Below are 15,604 nucleotides of genomic sequence, written 5' to 3'. Positions count from 1 at the left end.
CGCCGCCGCTAGAGCATTCCCAGGAAGAAGGCGAACCGCCGTCGCGTAAGAACAGGGAAGAGTTCCATGAAATACGTCAGCACCCGTGGCAACGCCCCCGTTCTCGGATTTTCCGACGTCGTTCTCGCCGGTCTCGCCCGCGACGGCGGTCTCTACGTACCGCAGACATGGCCGACGCTCGATGCGGCGACCATCGCGTCCTTCGCCGGCCGTCCCTACGCCGATATCGCCTTCGAGGTGATTTCGCGCTTCGTGGATGGCGACATCGCCGATGCCGATCTTCGGCGGATGATCGACGCCGCCTATACCGGTACGTTCCGTCATCCGGCAGTGACGCCGCTGGTTCAGATCGCCCCCGACCATTTCCTGCTTGAGCTGTTCCATGGGCCGACGCTCGCCTTCAAGGACGTGGCGATGCAACTGCTCGCCCGCCTGATGGATCATGTGCTCGGCCAACGCGGCATGCGAGCCACCATCGTCGGCGCCACTTCCGGCGACACCGGCGGCGCGGCGATCGAGGCCTTCCGCGGGCGCGACAACACCGACATCTTCATCCTTTTCCCCAATGGTCGCGTCTCGGACGTACAGCGGCGACAGATGACGACGGTGGCCGACGGCAATGTCCATTGCATCGCCCTGGAAGGCACGTTCGACGATGCCCAGGGGCTCGTGAAGGGCATGTTCAATCACTTTGCCTTCCGCGACGAACTCTGCCTCTCGGGCGTCAACTCGATCAACTGGGGGCGTATCGCAGCGCAGGTCGTCTACTATTTCGTCGCGGCCGTGGCGCTCGGCGCACCGGCCCGCAAGGTGTCCTTCACCGTGCCGACGGGCAACTTCGGCGATATTTTCGCCGGCTATGTCGCCAAGAAGATGGGGCTGCCCATCGAGAAGCTGGTGATCGCCACCAATGTCAACGACATCCTCGCCCGCACGCTCGAGACCGGGCGCTACGAGGCGACCGGCGTCTTGCCGTCGACCTCGCCGTCGATGGACATCGAGGTCTCCTCAAACTTCGAACGTCTCGTCTTCGAGGCCTGTGGTCGTGATGCGGGCGTCGTCACCCGCCTGATGCACACCCTGTCCCAGTCGGGCGCCTTCACGTTGCCCGAGGCGGCTTATGCCGGTATCCGCAAGGAGTTCGGCGCCGGGCGGGCATCGGTCGAAGCGACGGCGGAGCTTATCCGGCGACTGCGAAGCGAGGCCGGCTATCTGATCGATACCCACGGCGGCAACGGCGTTGTCGTGGCCGAGGCCTTCACCGGTGGCGTGGTGCCGATGGTGACGCTTGCGACCGCCCATCCGGCCAAGTTCCCCGATGCGGTGGGTGCCGCCACCGGCGAACGACCGGCCTTGCCGGCGTTCCTCGGCGATCTGATGCAGAGGTCGGAGCGCATGACGGTGCTCTCCAACGATCTCGCCACCGTCGAGGGCTTCATTCGCCAGCGGGCGCGGGTTCTGGCCTGAACGGCGTGGCCGGAGGGAGGGGCTACGCCGTCAAAAGTGAAGAGACACGTGAAACTTTGTGTTGAGTGGCGCGTCGTTCCATGCAGAGTTCGCAACAAAAGCTGACCTTGGTGTGGAGTGAATTTGACATTTGAATCCTGCCTGACATCATGACGGGCACAAATGCCGAGTTCAAAAGCCCCACCGGAACAAGGGTCTGCTCGGGGTTCTCCTGGGGGCGACATTTGCCGGGAGACCTGTATCGAGCGAGTGCAAGTGTCGGGCCGAACCACGAGGGAGGAAATGGTCGGATGGCCGTCGAAGTAACCAAGTTGGATAACGGCATCACCGTCGTCACCCATTCCATGCCGCATCTGGCTTCGGCGGCGCTGGGCGTCTGGGTGGCGGCCGGATCGCGATCGGAGGCGGCTGACGAGAACGGCATCTCCCACCTTCTCGAGCATATGGCCTTCAAGGGAACCAAGAAGCGTTCGGCCAAGGACATTGCCGAGGAGATCGAGAATGTCGGCGGCGAAGTGAATGCCGCCACCTCCATCGAAAGCACCAGCTACTATGCGCGAGTGCTGGCCGGAGACGTGCCGCTCGCCCTGGATATTCTCTCCGACATCCTTCAGAACTCGAAGTTCGAGCCGGAGGAGCTTGATCGCGAGAAGCATGTCATCGGCCAGGAAATCGGCGCCGCGCTCGATGCGCCGGAAGACTTCGTCTTCGACATGTTCCAGCAAGCCGCTTTCCCCGGTCAGGCGATCGGTCGCCCGATCCTCGGCTCGATCGAGACGGTGAAGGGCTTCTCCGACGATGCCCTGCGCGGCTATCTCGGGCGTCACTACACAGGCGGCAGGACCGTCATCGCCGCTGCCGGCAAGCTCGGGCACCGCGATCTGGTGCGAATGGCCCGCCGCAAGTTCCAGCATTTTGGCGAAGCGGAATCGATCGCTCCCGAGCGTGCGGTCTATGTCGGCGGCGAGGCGCGCGAGGAACGCGACCTTATGGAAGCGCAGGTCGTGCTTGGTTTCCCCGGCATCGCCTATGGCGATGAGGACTACATCACCGCCCAGATCGCCTCGTCCATCCTGGGAGGCGGCATGTCGTCGCGACTTTTCCAGGAGATCCGAGAGAAGCGCGGCCTCTGTTACTCCATTTACGCCTTCCACTGGGGGTTCGAGGACGCGGGCATTTTCGGCATATCGGCGGCGACGGGCGAGCGCGACGCCGGCGCTGTGGTCGAGGAAACCATGAACGAGATCGCCCGCGCGTCGAGGGCGGTCACTGAGGTCGAGGTCAAGCGCGCGCAATCGCAGCTTCGCGCTGGCCTTCTGATGGCTCTGGAAAGCCCTGTGGCACGGGCCGGCCAGATTGCCCGTCACATCATGTTCCACGGGCGTATCCTGCCGCTCGACGAACTGGTGACGCGTATCAATGCCGTGACGCCGCAGAAGATCTGCGAGTTCCTCGAGAAGATCAATGTCGCGCCCAATCCGACGCTGGCGGCCATCGGTCCGATTGCCAAGGTGCCGTCGGCTGGCTCGATCGCGGCCAGCGCGGTGTCGACCAAGGCGAGCGCAGCATGACTTTTTTCGGCGTCGTGGCTTCGGGAACCCTTCCGACGCTGACGGACGACGTCGTTTCCCTTCGGTTGCCGGCGGTGTCCGATTATTCGGCCTGGGTCAACGAGCGCTCCGAGAGTCATGCCTTCCTGAAACCTTGGGAGCCGACGTGGTCGGCTGAGGATTTGACGCGGGCCTCCTTCAAGCGCCGCGTTCGCCGGGTCCAGCGCGAGGCGGCCGAGCAGACAGGATTCGCCTTCCTGATCTTCCGTCGCGACGACGACGCGCTCCTTGGAGGTATCACGCTATCCAACATCCGCCGTGGCGTCTCCCAGAGCTGCTGCCTCGGCTACTGGATGAGCGCGCGTCATGCCGGTCGCGGCTACATGCGGCGGGCTGTGGATCTTGTCCTTAAGTTCTGTTTTGACGAGCTGAGGCTGCATCGCGTCGAAGCGGCCTGCATCCCCGGCAACGACCGCTCCCTCGGTCTTCTCGAAAAAGCCGGATTCGTTCGCGAAGGCTATGCGAAACGCTATCTCATGATCGATGGTCGCTGGCAGGACCACGTGCTGCTCTCGCACATGGCGACCGAGGACGACACAGCCTGATCGAGGGCGCCGAACGGGCGGTTTGCATGGCCGCCGTCCTCGGCTATATCTCTCCGAACGCGCTTTCGAAGGTTGTTGCGCGAAGGATTTGGAGCGGGCGCTGTCGCGGCTTCCGCGCCTTCTGATACGAGCCGCCGCGTGTCCGGCGCGGTCCATGAAACCGAACTGTTCGCCAGTCGAGCTGGAGAGTGTCCTTGGCCTTCGTCCGCGCCGCTGTCGCATTGTTTCTGCTGGTGTTTGCCGCCGGCCTGGCCCCTCATCTCGCGCTGGCTGCCGAGCCCATTCTCGTCGAACCCGACGTCAAGGCGCTCGATCTCACCCATGCCGTGGAGTACCGGCGCGATGCCGGCAACTCCATCCAGGTTTCCACGGCCCCCGGGCCCGATGGGGTTGTCCGCCGCATCGAGGTTCGCGCCAAGGGCATCGATTCCAACCCGTCCTGGGTGGTGTTCTCGCTCTCCAACCAGTCGGATCTGCAGCTCGACCGGTTGATCGTCGCCCCGCATTTCCATCTGGTCGGCTCGCGCGTCATGTGGCCCGACCTCGGCGCTTCGCGCATCGCGGCCATCACGCCGAGTTCCGGCTTCGCCCCGGAGCGGCAGAGCAGTCAGGACTCCGACGTCTTCCTGGTGACGCTCGACCCCGGCACCGTGGTCACCTTCGTTGTCGAGCTCAGAACACGCGACCTGCCGCAGATCGGCCTCTGGGAGCCCAACGCCTACAAGGATAGCGTCAACGCCTACACGCTCTACCGTGGCATCGTGCTTGGCATCTCCGGCCTTCTTGCCCTGTTCCTGACCATCCTGTTCGTGGTCAAGGGATCGATGATGTTCCCGGCCACGGCAGCGTTGGCTTGGGCGGTGCTCGCCTACCTCTGCATCGACTTCGGTTTCTGGAACAAGGTGTTCGCCGTCGGCTCGGGAACCGATCAGCTCTACCGCGCCGGGTCGGAGGTGATGATCGCCGTCACCATGGTGATCTTCCTCTACGCCTATCTCAATCTCAATCGGTGGCACGTGCGCTATAGCCACGTGATGCTGATCACGCTTCTGGCGTTGACCGGCCTGTTCGCGCTTGCCCTTTACGATCCCTCGATCACCGCCGGCATCGCCCGCATGGTGCTGGCAGCGCTCGGCGGCGTCGGTTTCGTGCTGATCGTGGCGCTGGCTCTGCGAGGCTACGATCGGGCGATCATGCTGGTGCCGACCTGGCTCGTGTTCCTCGCCTGGCTGGCCGGAACCGGTCTTGCCGTGTCTGGGCGCCTTGTCAGCGACCTGGCCCAGCCGGCGCTGGCCGGTGGCCTCGTGCTGGTCGTCCTGCTGCTCGGCTTCACCGTCATGCAGCATGCCTTCGCGGGCGGCGCCATCACGCAGGGGCAGGTGGACGACAGCGAGCGCAAGGCGCTGGCGCTCACCGGTTCCGGCGACATGATCTGGGACTGGGACGTGCTCGCCGACCAGATCGTCACGTCGGCCGAAGCCGAGGAGAGTCTCGGGCTCAAGCGCGGTCGCCTCGAGGGACCGGCGCGCGATTGGCTCGACTATCTGCACCCGCAGGACCGGGAGCGCTTCAAGGCGACGCTCGACGCCGTTGTCGAGACGCGCAAGGGCCGCCTCAGCCAGACCTTCCGCATGCGGGCCCAGGATGGCCATTACCAGTGGTTCCGTCTGCGCGCTCGCCCGATCCTCGGTTCGGACGGCGAGGTAATCCGCTGCGTCGGTACGCTGCTCGACATCACCGACATGAAGCTGGCGCAGGAGCGCCTGCTGTCCGACGCCATCCACGACAACCTCACCTCGTTGCCGAACCGCGAGCTCTACATCGATCGGCTGTCCTCCGACCTTGTTCGCGCCAAGGTGGACAACCAGCGTCGGCCTGCCGTCTTCCTCGTCGACCTCGATCGCTTCCGGCAGGTCAACGAAACGCTGGGCCTGTCGGTGGGTGACACAATCCTGCTGACGTTGGCGCGCCGCCTTGGCCGTCTCGTCAAGCCGCTCGACACCCTGTCACGCCTCGAAGGCGACCGCTTCGGCATCGTGCTGGTGTCCGAGCAGGCTTCCGACCGGCTCGCCGCCTTTGCCGATACCGTCAAGCGGGCGGTTCGCGCGCCGATCGTCGTTGGCGAGAAGGAAGTGTTCCTGACCGCTTCCATCGGCATCGCCGTGCCCGATGCCGACGACAAGGAAGCCCGAACCCTGATGCAGGATGCCGAGATCGCGCTTGCCTTTGCCAAGAAGCTTGGTGGCGATCGCATCGAGACCTTCCGCCCGGCGCTACGCATCATGTCGGCCGATCTCACGTCGCTCGAACAGGATCTGCGCGGCGCCATCGACAAGGGCGAGCTGACGGTACTCTACCAGCCGGTCATCCGGGCCGGCGACCGTTCCGTGGCTGGCTTCGAGGCGCTGTTGCGCTGGAACCATCCACGCAAGGGTTCGATTCCGCCGGCCGAGTTCATGCCGATCGCCGTGCGCTCCGGCCTCGTTGTGCAGCTCGGCATGTTCCTGCTCGACAGGGCAGCGCGGCAACTGGCCGACTGGCGTGACCATCTGCCCTTCGGCGATACGCTGACCATGTCGGTCAACCTGTCGAACCGGCAACTGCTTCGCCACGAACTGCTCAATGACGTGAAGGCCATCCTGTCACGGACCGGTTTGCCGCGCGACGTGCTGCACCTCGAGTTCTCCGAAGGCTTGCTGATGGAAAGTCCGGAGTTCTCGCTGCAGATGCTGATGAAGATCAAGGAGCTCGGGGCAGGCTTTGCCGTCGACGAGTTCGGCATGGGCTTTTCCTCGTTGAGCTATCTGCAGCGGTTGCCGCCGGGCACGCTCAAGGTCGACCAGAACGTGCTGAGGAGTTCCGGCCGTCATCGGCAGGCTCTTTTGAGGACCATCGCTTCGCTCGCCCACGATCTCGAACTGGAACTGGTGGTGGAAGGTGTCGACCGCGCCGTCGACCTCGACGATGTCGCCAACCTTGGCGCCGATTACCTCGAAGGTTACCTTTTCGGGTCGCCGATGAGCGCCGACGAGGTGCGCAAGCTGATGGAGAAGGCGAAGAAGGCGGTCGCCAAGGTGGCGCCGGTCGCCGTTCCCGACGCGCCGTTGCGCGTGCTGGAGCGAGTGCCGGGCGCCTCGACCGTGGCGGTTGGCGAAGCGGCCAGCGGCCCGCCGGCCGCCTGACGCTCTCTTTTCGTGCCGCCGCAAGTGTGGGAATAAGGACCGGGCGGCGATTCGCCGCCAATCTCTAGGGTCTGGGACGTTGACGAGAGGATCATGACCGTCATGAGGACCGTTCTTTCCGCCTGCCTTTCCGTTCTGCTCGCCATGGGCTCGCTGCCGGCGGCGCTCTCCTCGGCGGCGGCGCAGGAGTTCGTCGATGGCAAGGTGGAGTCCGTGCATGGCGACTGGCAGATCCGGTGCGACCAGCCTGTTGGCGCTCGCGACAAGCAGTGCGCCATGGTGCAAAACGTCACCGCCGAGGACCGCGACAATATCGGTCTGTCCGTGCTGATCGTGAAGACGGTCGACAAGAAGGCCAGGATCATGCGCGTTCTGGCCCCGCTCGGCGTCTACCTGATGGCCGGTCTTGGCCTTCGCATCGACGACAAGGACATCGGTCGCGTCGGCTTTGTCCGCTGTCGGGCGCGCGGCTGCTATGCTGAGGTGGTCTTGCAGGACGATCTCGTCGGCCAGCTCGAGAAGGGCGGCAAGGCGCTGTTCATCATCTACGATTCCCCGGAAGACGGCATCGGCATTCCGATCTCGTTGAAGGGCTTCAAGGAAGGTTTCGACGCCCTGCCGTGAGTGCCGCACTTGCGTGGGCCTGCCCGAAACACGACATGTTGCGCGTCCGGAGGCTGGAGCCGCCGGACGTTTGCATTTATGGAGGAAGCGATCCTCCTTAACATGGGGCGCCGCCGCCGATGACCGAACGCCATGATCTTCTCGCCCTCGCCGGTCTCGATCCCGACGCGACGCAACGCCTCGTTCGCGATGCGCTCGCCGGAGCCGACGACGGCGAACTCTACCTGGAACGTTCGGAAGGCGAGGCGCTGGCTTTCGACAATGGGCGCCTCAAGACCGCCACCTACGACGTCAACCAGGGGTTCGGCCTGCGGGCGGTCGCTGGTGAGGCGGTGGGCTATGCTCACGCCGACGATCTCTCGGAAAAGGCTCTGCGTCGGGCCGCGGACGCGGTGAAGGCCGTCTCGATGGGCTATGCCGGCACGGTTGCCGAGCCGCCGCGCCCGACCAACCGCAAGCTCTACGGCGACGTCAATCCGCTGCTCTCGCCGGCGTTCTCCGACAAGGTTGCGCTCCTTTCCGAGATTGACGCCTGGGCGCGAGCCCGCGACCCGCGCGTGCGGCAGGTGACGGCCTCGATCACCACCAGCCACAAGATCGTCGAGATCATTCGCGCCGACGGCGTCCATCTCAGGGACGTGCGCCCGCTGGTCCGCGTCAACGTATCGCTGATCGCCGGCAGCGGCGACCGCCAGGAGAGCGGCTCTTATGGCGAGGGCGGCCGTCTGGCGCTCGACGGCTTCATCACGCCCGATCGTTGGCAACACGCCGTCGACGAGGCGCTCCGTCAGGCCCTGGTCAATCTCGAAGCGAAACCGGCGCCGGCTGGAACCTTCGATGTCGTTCTAGGGCCCGGATGGACGGGCGTTCTATTGCACGAAGCGGTCGGGCATGGCCTCGAGGGCGATTTCAATCGCAAGAAGACCTCCGCCTTCGCCGGGCTGATGGGCGAGCACGTGGCGGCGAAGGGCGTGACCATCGTCGATGACGGCACCTTGCCGGACGCGCGCGGGTCGCTGACCATCGACGACGAGGGCACGCCGAGCCGGAAGACGGTGCTGATCGAGGACGGGCGTCTCGTCGGCTACATGCAGGACCGTCAGAACGCCCGCCTGATGGGCGCCGAGTCCACCGGCAACGGCCGTCGGCAATCCTATGCGCATGTGCCGATGCCGCGCATGACCAATACCTACATGCTCTCGGGCGACAAGAGCCGCGAGGAGATCATCGCCTCGGTGAAGGACGGCATCTACGCCGTCTCCTTCTCCGGAGGGCAGGTCGACATCACCTCCGGCAAGTTCGTATTCGATTGCACGGAGGCCTATCGCGTGCGGAACGGCAAGGTGGGTGAGCCGATCAAGGGCGCCATGCTGATCGGCAATGGACCCGAGGCAATGAAGCGGGTCTCGATGATCGGCAACGACCTGGAAATCGACAGGGGCATCGGCATGTGCGGCAAGGCCGGGCAGAGCGTGCCGGTCGGCGTCGGCCAGCCGTCGCTCCGGATCGATCAGGTCACCGTGGGCGGTACGGCGACCTGAACTCTCAGGCGCCGAACAGCCGGCACCGGTTCCCGGTGGCCATCCGAGCCGTAACGAGAAAGCAGTATGCGTCCCATCCGCCTCGCCTTGTTCGACATGGACGATGTCGTCTACACCTACACGCGCGCCGATCGCATCGCCCACATTGCCAGCGTTACCGGACTCGACCCCGTCTTCATCAGCGAGCGTATCTGGGGCGAGGGGCTCGAAGCCGCGGCCGACGGTGGGGCCTTTCCGACGCCGGAACTCTATATCGCCTCCTGGCGCGACCGCCTCGGCTATCCGCTGGAGATCAAGGATTGGGTCGAGGCGCGTCGGCTCGGCATGCGGCCCATTCCGGGTACGCTCGCTCTCATCGAACGGCTGCTCGCAGCGGGCACGACGGTCGGGGTGCTGACTAACAACGGTCCCCTGGTCTACGCCTATCGGGAAACACTCGCACCGGACCTCGCCCGCCTTGCCGGCGATCGCTTCCTGGTGTCTTCCTCGTTCTCGACGCTGAAGCCCGATCCGGAGGTTTTTCATCGGGCTTTGGGGCGGTTGGGCTTCCGGCCGGAGGAAAGCTTCTTTACCGATGACATGCCGGTAAACGTGGAAGGTGCCCGCGCCGCCGGACTTTTCGGCGCGGTCTTCACCACACCGGTGGCGCTGGAGGCCGAACTCGTTTCCCTCGGCCTTCTCTGACTCGCCCTCGTCAGTATAAATGACGAGGGTCTAATTTCACTTCGGCCATTGAAATTTCCTCCCGTGCATCCTACCTGACCGGCGGTCGGGAATTTGCCTGGAAGATATCGGCGTCTCGCCGAACAAGGTTGGGACGGACGCCGTGTTTTCGATGGATTTCTTGTCGGTTGAGCTCGCCGCACTGGCTCAGGTCGTCTTCATCGACGTCGTGTTGGCTGGTGACAACGCGATCGTCGTCGGAATGGCGGCGGCGGGTGTCGATCGGTCCATTCGGCGCAAGGTGATTTTCTGGGGCATCGGTGGCGCCGTTGCCCTGCGGATCCTGTTCGCGATCATCACGACGCATCTCCTTGCCATTGTCGGCTTAACGCTGGCCGGTGGCGTGTTGCTGCTCTGGGTTTGCTGGAAGATGTTCCGGGAGATCTGGTCGAGCCGTCACGAGGAGGCGCGGGGTGTCGAGGCGGCCGAACAGGCTCTCGATTCCGCTGCTTGCGACGCAACGCCGGCTTCGAGCGGCAAGACGTTCCGTCAGGCTCTGATCCAGATCATCCTCGCCGACGTTTCCATGTCGCTGGACAACGTGTTGGCCGTGGCGGGCGCGGCGCGCGATCACGTCGGCATTCTGGTGATCGGCCTTTTGCTGTCGGTTGGCCTGATGGGGGCCGCGGCGACGCTGATTGCGCGTTTGCTGCACCGCTTCCGCTGGATCGCCTGGATCGGCCTCCTGGTCATTCTCTATGTCTCCGTAGACATGATCCACCGTGGCTCGGTCGAGGTCTGTACCGGGATCACCGGCGAACAAAGCTGCCAGATTCAGGATCTCCAGGATGCTACAGGCGACATTCTGAACTGAGGCCGTTTGACCTTGGTCGGTTTGCCTGTTTCTGATTTCTTGAGAGGTTTCACGATGCCGCACGCCGCCGGCGCGCCCGCCGACGCCGCCTATGTGGAAGGATCGGTGTTCCGCCACGTCGTGGCACTGACGGCCCTTGGTTCGTTGGGGTTGATGGCGATCTTTACCGTCGATCTCGTCAATCTCCTCTACATCTCGCTTCTGGGCGACGAAGTACTGACGGCGGCCATGGGTTATGCAGGCGCCGTGCTGTTTCTGCTGGTGTCGGTCGGTATCGGTTTTTCGATCGGTGTGACGGCGCTGACCGCCCAGCGGGTCGGCGCCGGCGATCGCAGCGGCGCCCGTCGCGTCGCCACGTCCGGGCTGATCATTTCCTTTGCCGCCACCAGCGCCGTGACGCTGGCGATCGCCGCCGTGCTTGATCCATGCCTTTCTTTGCTCGGCGCCGCCGGCCGCGAGTTCGAGGTCACCCAACACTTCCTGTGGATCACCATGCTGGGCATGCCGCCGCTGGCCCTCAGCATGGCCATGGGCGGCGTGCTGATGGCGTTCGGTGCGCCACGCATGACGCTATGGATCAACCTGGCCGGCGCCGTCGCCACCGCAATCCTGGACCCGATCTTCATCTTTGCGCTGGACCTTGGTGTCACCGGCGCGGCCATCGTCACGGTGCTGATCCGCTTCGTGGCGCTTGCCGTCGGCTGGTACGGGCTGGTGCCGCGCCTCAATGCGTTGGCGCGGCCGACGGTGAGCAACGTCCGTCGAGACGTCGCTCCGCTCCTGGTCATCGCCTTTCCGGCCATCCTCACCAACCTCGCCACGCCGGTCAGCAATATGATGGTCACCGCCTATGTCGCCCGCTTCGGAACCGAGGCCGTGGCGGGCTGGTCGATCATCGGCCGCATCTATCCCCTTTGCTTTGCCGGTATTTTTGCGCTGACCGGTTCGGTCGGCGCCATCTTCGGCCAGAATGTCGGCGCCCGCCGCTTCGACCGGGTCCGCAAGACGCTGGCCGACAGCACGCTGTTCACGGCGATCTACGTGGCGGCGATCTGGTTGGTGCTGTTCCTTGGGACCGATGCCATCAACTGGGCGTTTCAGGCTACCGGCCGGGTGGCGGAAATGATTGCCTTCTACTGTCTGTGGGCGGCGCCGACCTTCATTTTCACTGGCGCGTTGTTCGTGGCCAATGCAGCCTTCAACAATCTCGGCTTCGCCTCCTACTCGACGCTGTTCAACTGGGGGCGGGCGACACTCGGCACTTTGCCTTTCTGCTGGCTTGGAGTCTGGTACGGCAGTGCCGACGCGGTGATCCTCTGGTGGAGCATCGGCGCCGCGCTGTTCGGTCTGCCGGCCCTGTGGCTGGCCGGCCGGTCGATCGACCGCCTTGCCGTCAGCGCATGAGCCTCTTGCATGAGGGCCGAGTGAAGGTTATTCACCTTTCATGTTGAACAGCATGGACACTCCCTTCGGCGGCGGCGAGGCGCAGATTCGCTACCTCGACGGCGATTACCAGATTCTCCGCAACGGCAACTACGTCCGTTGCGCGATCACCGGTCGCCCGATTCTGCTGCAGGACCTGAAATACTGGTCCGTCGAGCATCAGGAGCCCTATATCGATGCCGAGGCGGCGCTCACTGCCTACCGTCGCCATACCGGCGCTCGCTGAGTCCAGCTCTCGGGTATCGTAAAGCCCGTCAGGGTGCGGGGCGTATCAGCTGAAATGCTTCGCCATCCAGCGCCTGCGGATATCGAGAAGCAGCGATCCCACGGCATGTTCCTCCGCAAAGCGGGCGTGAACGCCGAATACGGCGACCCGATTGCGCGACCAGTTGCTTCCGACGATGCCGCGCGGCAGTCGCACGGCATCCTTCTCTGTGGTGACCGGCACGGCATCGAGCATGTCGGCCTCGTCGAGAAGGCTGGTGAGATCTGTGAAGCGATATGGGTAGTGGTCCGGAAAGGCCCGTCGCACGGCCAGGCGATAGCCCTCTGCCTCCAGCGAACGAAAAAACTTCTCGGGGCGTCCGATTCCGGCGAAAGCATAGAGCCGCCTGTGCGGGGCGGCCGGCGGCGCATTCGCCACGAGGGCTGCGCGAAACACCGGCTTGCCGGCGCGGGCGGCCGTCCGGATGACGCGCTGGCCCAGCTTGCTCTCGCCGTAGATGATGATCGCGTCGGCCAGGAGCATTTGTCGCCGAAGCGGTGCCCGCAGCGGGCCGGCGGGCAGGGGGAGGCCGTTGCCGACGCCGACCACGCCGTCGACCACCACGAAACTGAAGGTCTTCTTCACCGATGGGTTCTGGAAGCCGTCGTCCATGAAGCAGAGATCGGTGCCGGTGGCCCGCAATAGCGGAAATGCATCGGTGCGCCGCCGCGCCACCACCGTCGGCGCCACGCGAGCGAGCAGCAAGGCTTCGTCGCCGACGTCGCTCGCCGTATGCTTGTCGATGTTGACGAGGATCGGTCCCTTGAGGCGTCCGCCGTGTCCGCGGGTCAAAAAGCAGGGATCGAGGCCAACCGAGCGCGCCGAGTGGGCGAGCGCGATGGCGGTTGGCGTCTTGCCGGCGCCACCGGCCACGAAGTTGCCGACGCAAACCAGCGGCAGCGGCGGCTCGGCCCCTCCCGGGCGGTGCATGCGGCGCGCCGTGATGGCGCCATAGACAAGGCCGATCGGGGCCAGCAACAAGGCGGCGACACCCTTGCGCTTCCACCAGAAGGCCGGCGTCAGCATGGGCTGCCACCTGAAGGTCGGCCGATCAGTGGGGCGATAGCCTCCATGGTGCGGCCGACAGCGCCGGCCGAGCCTGCGACCACCCGCTCTCCAGCCGCCGCCTGCCTGTGTCTGAGGTCCGGATCGTCGATCAGGCTCAGCACTGCTTCGGCGAGTTCATCAGCCCCCTGAACAACCCTGAGGCCGCCGGCCTCTATGAAGGCATGGTAGATGTCGAGCCAGTTGGAAAAATGCGGTCCGCTCACCACGGCGGCGCCGAGCCGGGCCGGCTCGATGAGATTGTGGCCGCCGATACCCTCGATGAAGGTGCCGCCCATCAAGACCAGGTCGGCGAACCGGAAAAAGGTCGCCAGCTCGCCGAGCGTGTCGGCGACATAGACCTCGGTCTCGGCATCCGGAAGCTCCCCGGCGCCACGCCTGCGCGTCGCAAGGCCGGCAGATTGGCAGAGCAGCGCTATGTCGCTTCCTCGCACCGGATGGCGCGGCACGATCACGAGCATCACTTCCGGCCGACTCTCCTTGATCTTCAGGAGCGCCGTGAGGACCACTTCGTCTTCGCCTGGGTGCGTGGAGGCGGCGAGTACCACCGGTCGGTCACCAACACCTTGTCTCAGCGCGTCTAGATCGGCCGAGCCGACGTCCGGCAGGCCGGCGTCGAACTTGATGTTGCCGAAGGTGGCGACTTCGCAGGCTCCGAGCTCGGAAAAGCGGGCTCCGTCGTCATCGGTCTGCGCGAGCACCAGAGACATGCGGCGGAACACGGCGCGAGCTGCCGGTGCCGCCCGTCGCCACCCTGCAAAGGAGCGCGGCGATAGCCTGGCGTTGGCGACGACCAATGGGATGCCGAGATCGGCGAGGCGACCTATGGCGACCGGCCAGATTTCGCTTTCGACGAATACCGCCAGATCGGGGCGCCAATGGGCAAGAAAGCGATCGACCGGACCGGCAAGATCGAGAGGCGCGAACTGATGAATCAGGCCCGGTCGCAGGCGGTGACCGACGAGCGCAGCAGACGTCGTGGTGACCGTTGTGACCAGAACCCCCTTGCCTTCTGCGATCAACCGGTCGACCACCGGCATGGCCGCCATCGCCTCGCCGACACTGACGGCGTGTACCCAGACGAGCGTCCCCTCTGGACGGGGTGCCGAAGGATGGCCCAGCCGTTCGGACGACCGGGCAGGGTCTTCCTTGCCGTGGCGTCGACGCATGCCGACGATGGCCCCACCGACTGGGCTGGCGAGCCGGGTCAGGGCGATCCACGTCGAAAGAAGCGCGTCTCCGAGATCAGCCATCGGCGGCAAGGTCTTGGTTTTGAGGACCGGGGGTGAACTTTTCAGCGATTCCCGTGCGTTCGTAGGCGTCTTGCGTGATCCGATCAAGCTCCTCGGTAAGGAAGCGCCTCAACCTTTCGACGGCATCGTTGTCGGCATCGGCCGGAACGCGGACCGGCGCTCCATGCCGGAGGGTGACCGGCGAGAAGGGAAGGTCCACCACCATGCGATCCCAGTTGTTGAACCGAAGACCGTAGCGCGACACGTAGGCGATGGGAATGATCGGCCGACCGGACAGCCGGGCCAGATGAATGACACCCTTGCCGGATACCTGGGAGATCTTGGGGACGTCGGCAGTCATCAATACGGAGTTGCCGGCTTCGAGTTCTCGCAAGGCTTGCCGGAAGCCGGCAGCTCCGCCTTTCTTGTGCAGGGTACGAGCCCGCTGCGAGCCCGATGCCCGGATGGTCCGGATGCCCTGCGTTCCAACGGCACCGGCCACGACACCGGCCGCGGCGTTGCGGGCGATCATCGGCACGATCGGCAGATCGAGCGGCACGGCGCGCGGCGTCATCATGGCGAGACCGTGCCAGAAGGTGAAGATTGCCGGGGCTTCGGCTCGCGCCACATCGAAGGCGTCGGACGGCACGATGTTCAGCCGGGCGGTGCGAAACACCCCCAGCACATACCAGGCGAGAAAGTGCGACAGCGCGCTGCTGACCGCCGCGCTGCCGAGGAGTTTCCGGTCAAGTCCCAAACGGTGTCTCCGAGGACAAGAGGCGATGCAAGCAGAACGAACCGGCGTTGCGTCCGGTTCTGCCGGGCATCAGGTCGATGGATCCAGCAGCCGATGCAGATGGACGATGAAGTAACGTGTCTGCGCCTGGTCCACGGTTGCCTGCGCCTTCTGCTTCCAGGCGGCATAGGCGGCGGCATAATTGGGGAAGGCGCCAACGATATCGATGGCGTTGAGATCGGCAAACTCCGTCGAGTCGAGCGCCTTCATCTCGCCGCCGATGACCAGATGAAGCAGCTGCTTCGATGTGATTTCGGTCGTCATGCAGTTTCCGCCTTCCGCAAGTGGGCGCCCCCT

At 64.8% G+C, this 15,604-nt stretch carries 14 protein-coding genes; 10 read left to right on the top strand and 4 right to left on the bottom strand.

The annotated features are described in order from the left end of the window. Nucleotides 1-66: 66 nt before the first annotated feature. The 10 genes from thrC (at nucleotide 67) to M4J39_RS07625 (ending at nucleotide 12,175) form a co-directional block, all read left to right on the top strand. Entirely contained in the window at nucleotides 67-1,467 is a 1,401-nt protein-coding gene (thrC, locus tag M4J39_RS07670; RefSeq protein WP_251727227.1) for a threonine synthase, read from the top strand. Between the two features lie 290 nt (nucleotides 1,468-1,757). After that, a complete protein-coding gene (locus M4J39_RS07665) occupies nucleotides 1,758-3,038 on the top strand; it encodes a pitrilysin family protein (RefSeq protein ID WP_251727226.1) in 1,281 nt (426 codons plus the stop codon). Then, a complete protein-coding gene (locus M4J39_RS07660; protein WP_251727225.1) occupies nucleotides 3,035-3,622 on the top strand; it encodes a GNAT family N-acetyltransferase in 588 nt (195 codons plus the stop codon). Before M4J39_RS07665 ends, M4J39_RS07660 begins: the two co-directional genes overlap by 4 nt. A gap of 188 nt (nucleotides 3,623-3,810) precedes the next feature. Further along, on the top strand, nucleotides 3,811-6,804 hold the full coding sequence (locus tag M4J39_RS07655) for an EAL domain-containing protein (RefSeq protein WP_251727224.1): 2,994 nt from the start codon (nucleotides 3,811-3,813) through the stop codon (nucleotides 6,802-6,804). Between the two features lie 93 nt (nucleotides 6,805-6,897). Next, on the top strand, nucleotides 6,898-7,428 hold the full coding sequence (locus tag M4J39_RS07650) for an invasion associated locus B family protein (RefSeq protein WP_371875415.1): 531 nt from the start codon (nucleotides 6,898-6,900) through the stop codon (nucleotides 7,426-7,428). 119 nt (nucleotides 7,429-7,547) lie between these two features. Then, nucleotides 7,548-8,969: a metalloprotease TldD gene (gene tldD, locus M4J39_RS07645; RefSeq protein WP_251727223.1), complete on the top strand. Its 1,422-nt coding sequence runs from the start codon at nucleotides 7,548-7,550 to the stop codon at nucleotides 8,967-8,969. A 66-nt stretch (nucleotides 8,970-9,035) separates the two neighbouring features. Further along, the gene (locus M4J39_RS07640) at nucleotides 9,036-9,653 is read left to right on the top strand and encodes an HAD family phosphatase (protein ID WP_251727222.1); all 618 of its coding nucleotides are present in this window, start codon (nucleotides 9,036-9,038) and stop codon (nucleotides 9,651-9,653) included. Between the two features lie 151 nt (nucleotides 9,654-9,804). Next, entirely contained in the window at nucleotides 9,805-10,506 is a 702-nt protein-coding gene (locus tag M4J39_RS07635) for a TerC family protein (protein WP_251727221.1), read from the top strand. A gap of 54 nt (nucleotides 10,507-10,560) precedes the next feature. Beyond that, nucleotides 10,561-11,910 carry an MATE family efflux transporter gene (locus tag M4J39_RS07630; protein WP_251727220.1) on the top strand — a complete coding sequence of 450 codons (1,350 nt, stop codon included), beginning with the start codon at nucleotides 10,561-10,563 and terminating at the stop codon, nucleotides 11,908-11,910. Nucleotides 11,911-11,950: 40 nt separating this feature from the next. After that, the gene (locus M4J39_RS07625; RefSeq protein WP_251727219.1) at nucleotides 11,951-12,175 is read left to right on the top strand and encodes a DUF2093 domain-containing protein; all 225 of its coding nucleotides are present in this window, start codon (nucleotides 11,951-11,953) and stop codon (nucleotides 12,173-12,175) included. A 45-nt stretch (nucleotides 12,176-12,220) separates the two neighbouring features. Here the strand turns inward: M4J39_RS07625 and lpxK are convergent, their stop codons facing one another. From lpxK to M4J39_RS07605, 4 genes are all read right to left on the bottom strand, one after another. Continuing rightward, nucleotides 12,221-13,240, bottom strand: coding sequence for a tetraacyldisaccharide 4'-kinase (lpxK, locus tag M4J39_RS07620; RefSeq protein ID WP_251727218.1), 1,020 nt, complete (start codon nucleotides 13,238-13,240; stop codon nucleotides 12,221-12,223). After that, complete coding sequence (locus tag M4J39_RS07615; RefSeq protein WP_251727217.1) at nucleotides 13,234-14,532, bottom strand: 3-deoxy-D-manno-octulosonic acid transferase; 1,299 nt, start codon at nucleotides 14,530-14,532, stop codon at nucleotides 13,234-13,236. The genes lpxK and M4J39_RS07615 overlap by 7 nt, the downstream gene beginning before the upstream one ends. Next, nucleotides 14,525-15,268 (bottom strand): lysophospholipid acyltransferase family protein, encoded by a 744-nt coding sequence (locus tag M4J39_RS07610; protein ID WP_251727216.1) that lies wholly within the window; start codon nucleotides 15,266-15,268, stop codon nucleotides 14,525-14,527. The genes M4J39_RS07615 and M4J39_RS07610 overlap by 8 nt, the downstream gene beginning before the upstream one ends. A 69-nt stretch (nucleotides 15,269-15,337) precedes the next feature. After that, nucleotides 15,338-15,571, bottom strand: a complete 234-nt coding sequence (locus M4J39_RS07605; RefSeq protein WP_251727215.1) for a DUF4170 domain-containing protein — start codon at nucleotides 15,569-15,571, stop codon at nucleotides 15,338-15,340. Nucleotides 15,572-15,604: the final 33 nt, after the last annotated feature.

The organism is Pleomorphomonas sp. NRK KF1 (assembly GCF_023721755.1).
Lineage (GTDB): Bacteria > Pseudomonadota > Alphaproteobacteria > Rhizobiales > Pleomorphomonadaceae > Pleomorphomonas.
Note: the sequence above shows the minus strand (reverse complement) of the source record. Positions and strands in the feature narration are given on the sequence as shown.

Coding starts and splice junctions, on each gene's coding strand:
- thrC (WP_251727227.1), top strand. CDS start 67: ATGAAATACGTCAGCACCCGTGGCAACGCCCCCGTTCTCGGATTTTCC.
- M4J39_RS07635 (WP_251727221.1), top strand. CDS start 9,805: ATGGATTTCTTGTCGGTTGAGCTCGCCGCACTGGCTCAGGTCGTCTTC.
- M4J39_RS07640 (WP_251727222.1), top strand. CDS start 9,036: ATGCGTCCCATCCGCCTCGCCTTGTTCGACATGGACGATGTCGTCTAC.
- M4J39_RS07625 (WP_251727219.1), top strand. CDS start 11,951: ATGTTGAACAGCATGGACACTCCCTTCGGCGGCGGCGAGGCGCAGATT.
- M4J39_RS07660 (WP_251727225.1), top strand. CDS start 3,035: ATGACTTTTTTCGGCGTCGTGGCTTCGGGAACCCTTCCGACGCTGACG.
- M4J39_RS07630 (WP_251727220.1), top strand. CDS start 10,561: ATGCCGCACGCCGCCGGCGCGCCCGCCGACGCCGCCTATGTGGAAGGA.
- M4J39_RS07650 (WP_371875415.1), top strand. CDS start 6,898: ATGACCGTCATGAGGACCGTTCTTTCCGCCTGCCTTTCCGTTCTGCTC.
- tldD (WP_251727223.1), top strand. CDS start 7,548: ATGACCGAACGCCATGATCTTCTCGCCCTCGCCGGTCTCGATCCCGAC.
- M4J39_RS07665 (WP_251727226.1), top strand. CDS start 1,758: ATGGCCGTCGAAGTAACCAAGTTGGATAACGGCATCACCGTCGTCACC.
- M4J39_RS07615 (WP_251727217.1), bottom strand. CDS start 14,532: ATGGCTGATCTCGGAGACGCGCTTCTTTCGACGTGGATCGCCCTGACC.
- M4J39_RS07605 (WP_251727215.1), bottom strand. CDS start 15,571: ATGACGACCGAAATCACATCGAAGCAGCTGCTTCATCTGGTCATCGGC.
- lpxK (WP_251727218.1), bottom strand. CDS start 13,240: ATGCTGACGCCGGCCTTCTGGTGGAAGCGCAAGGGTGTCGCCGCCTTG.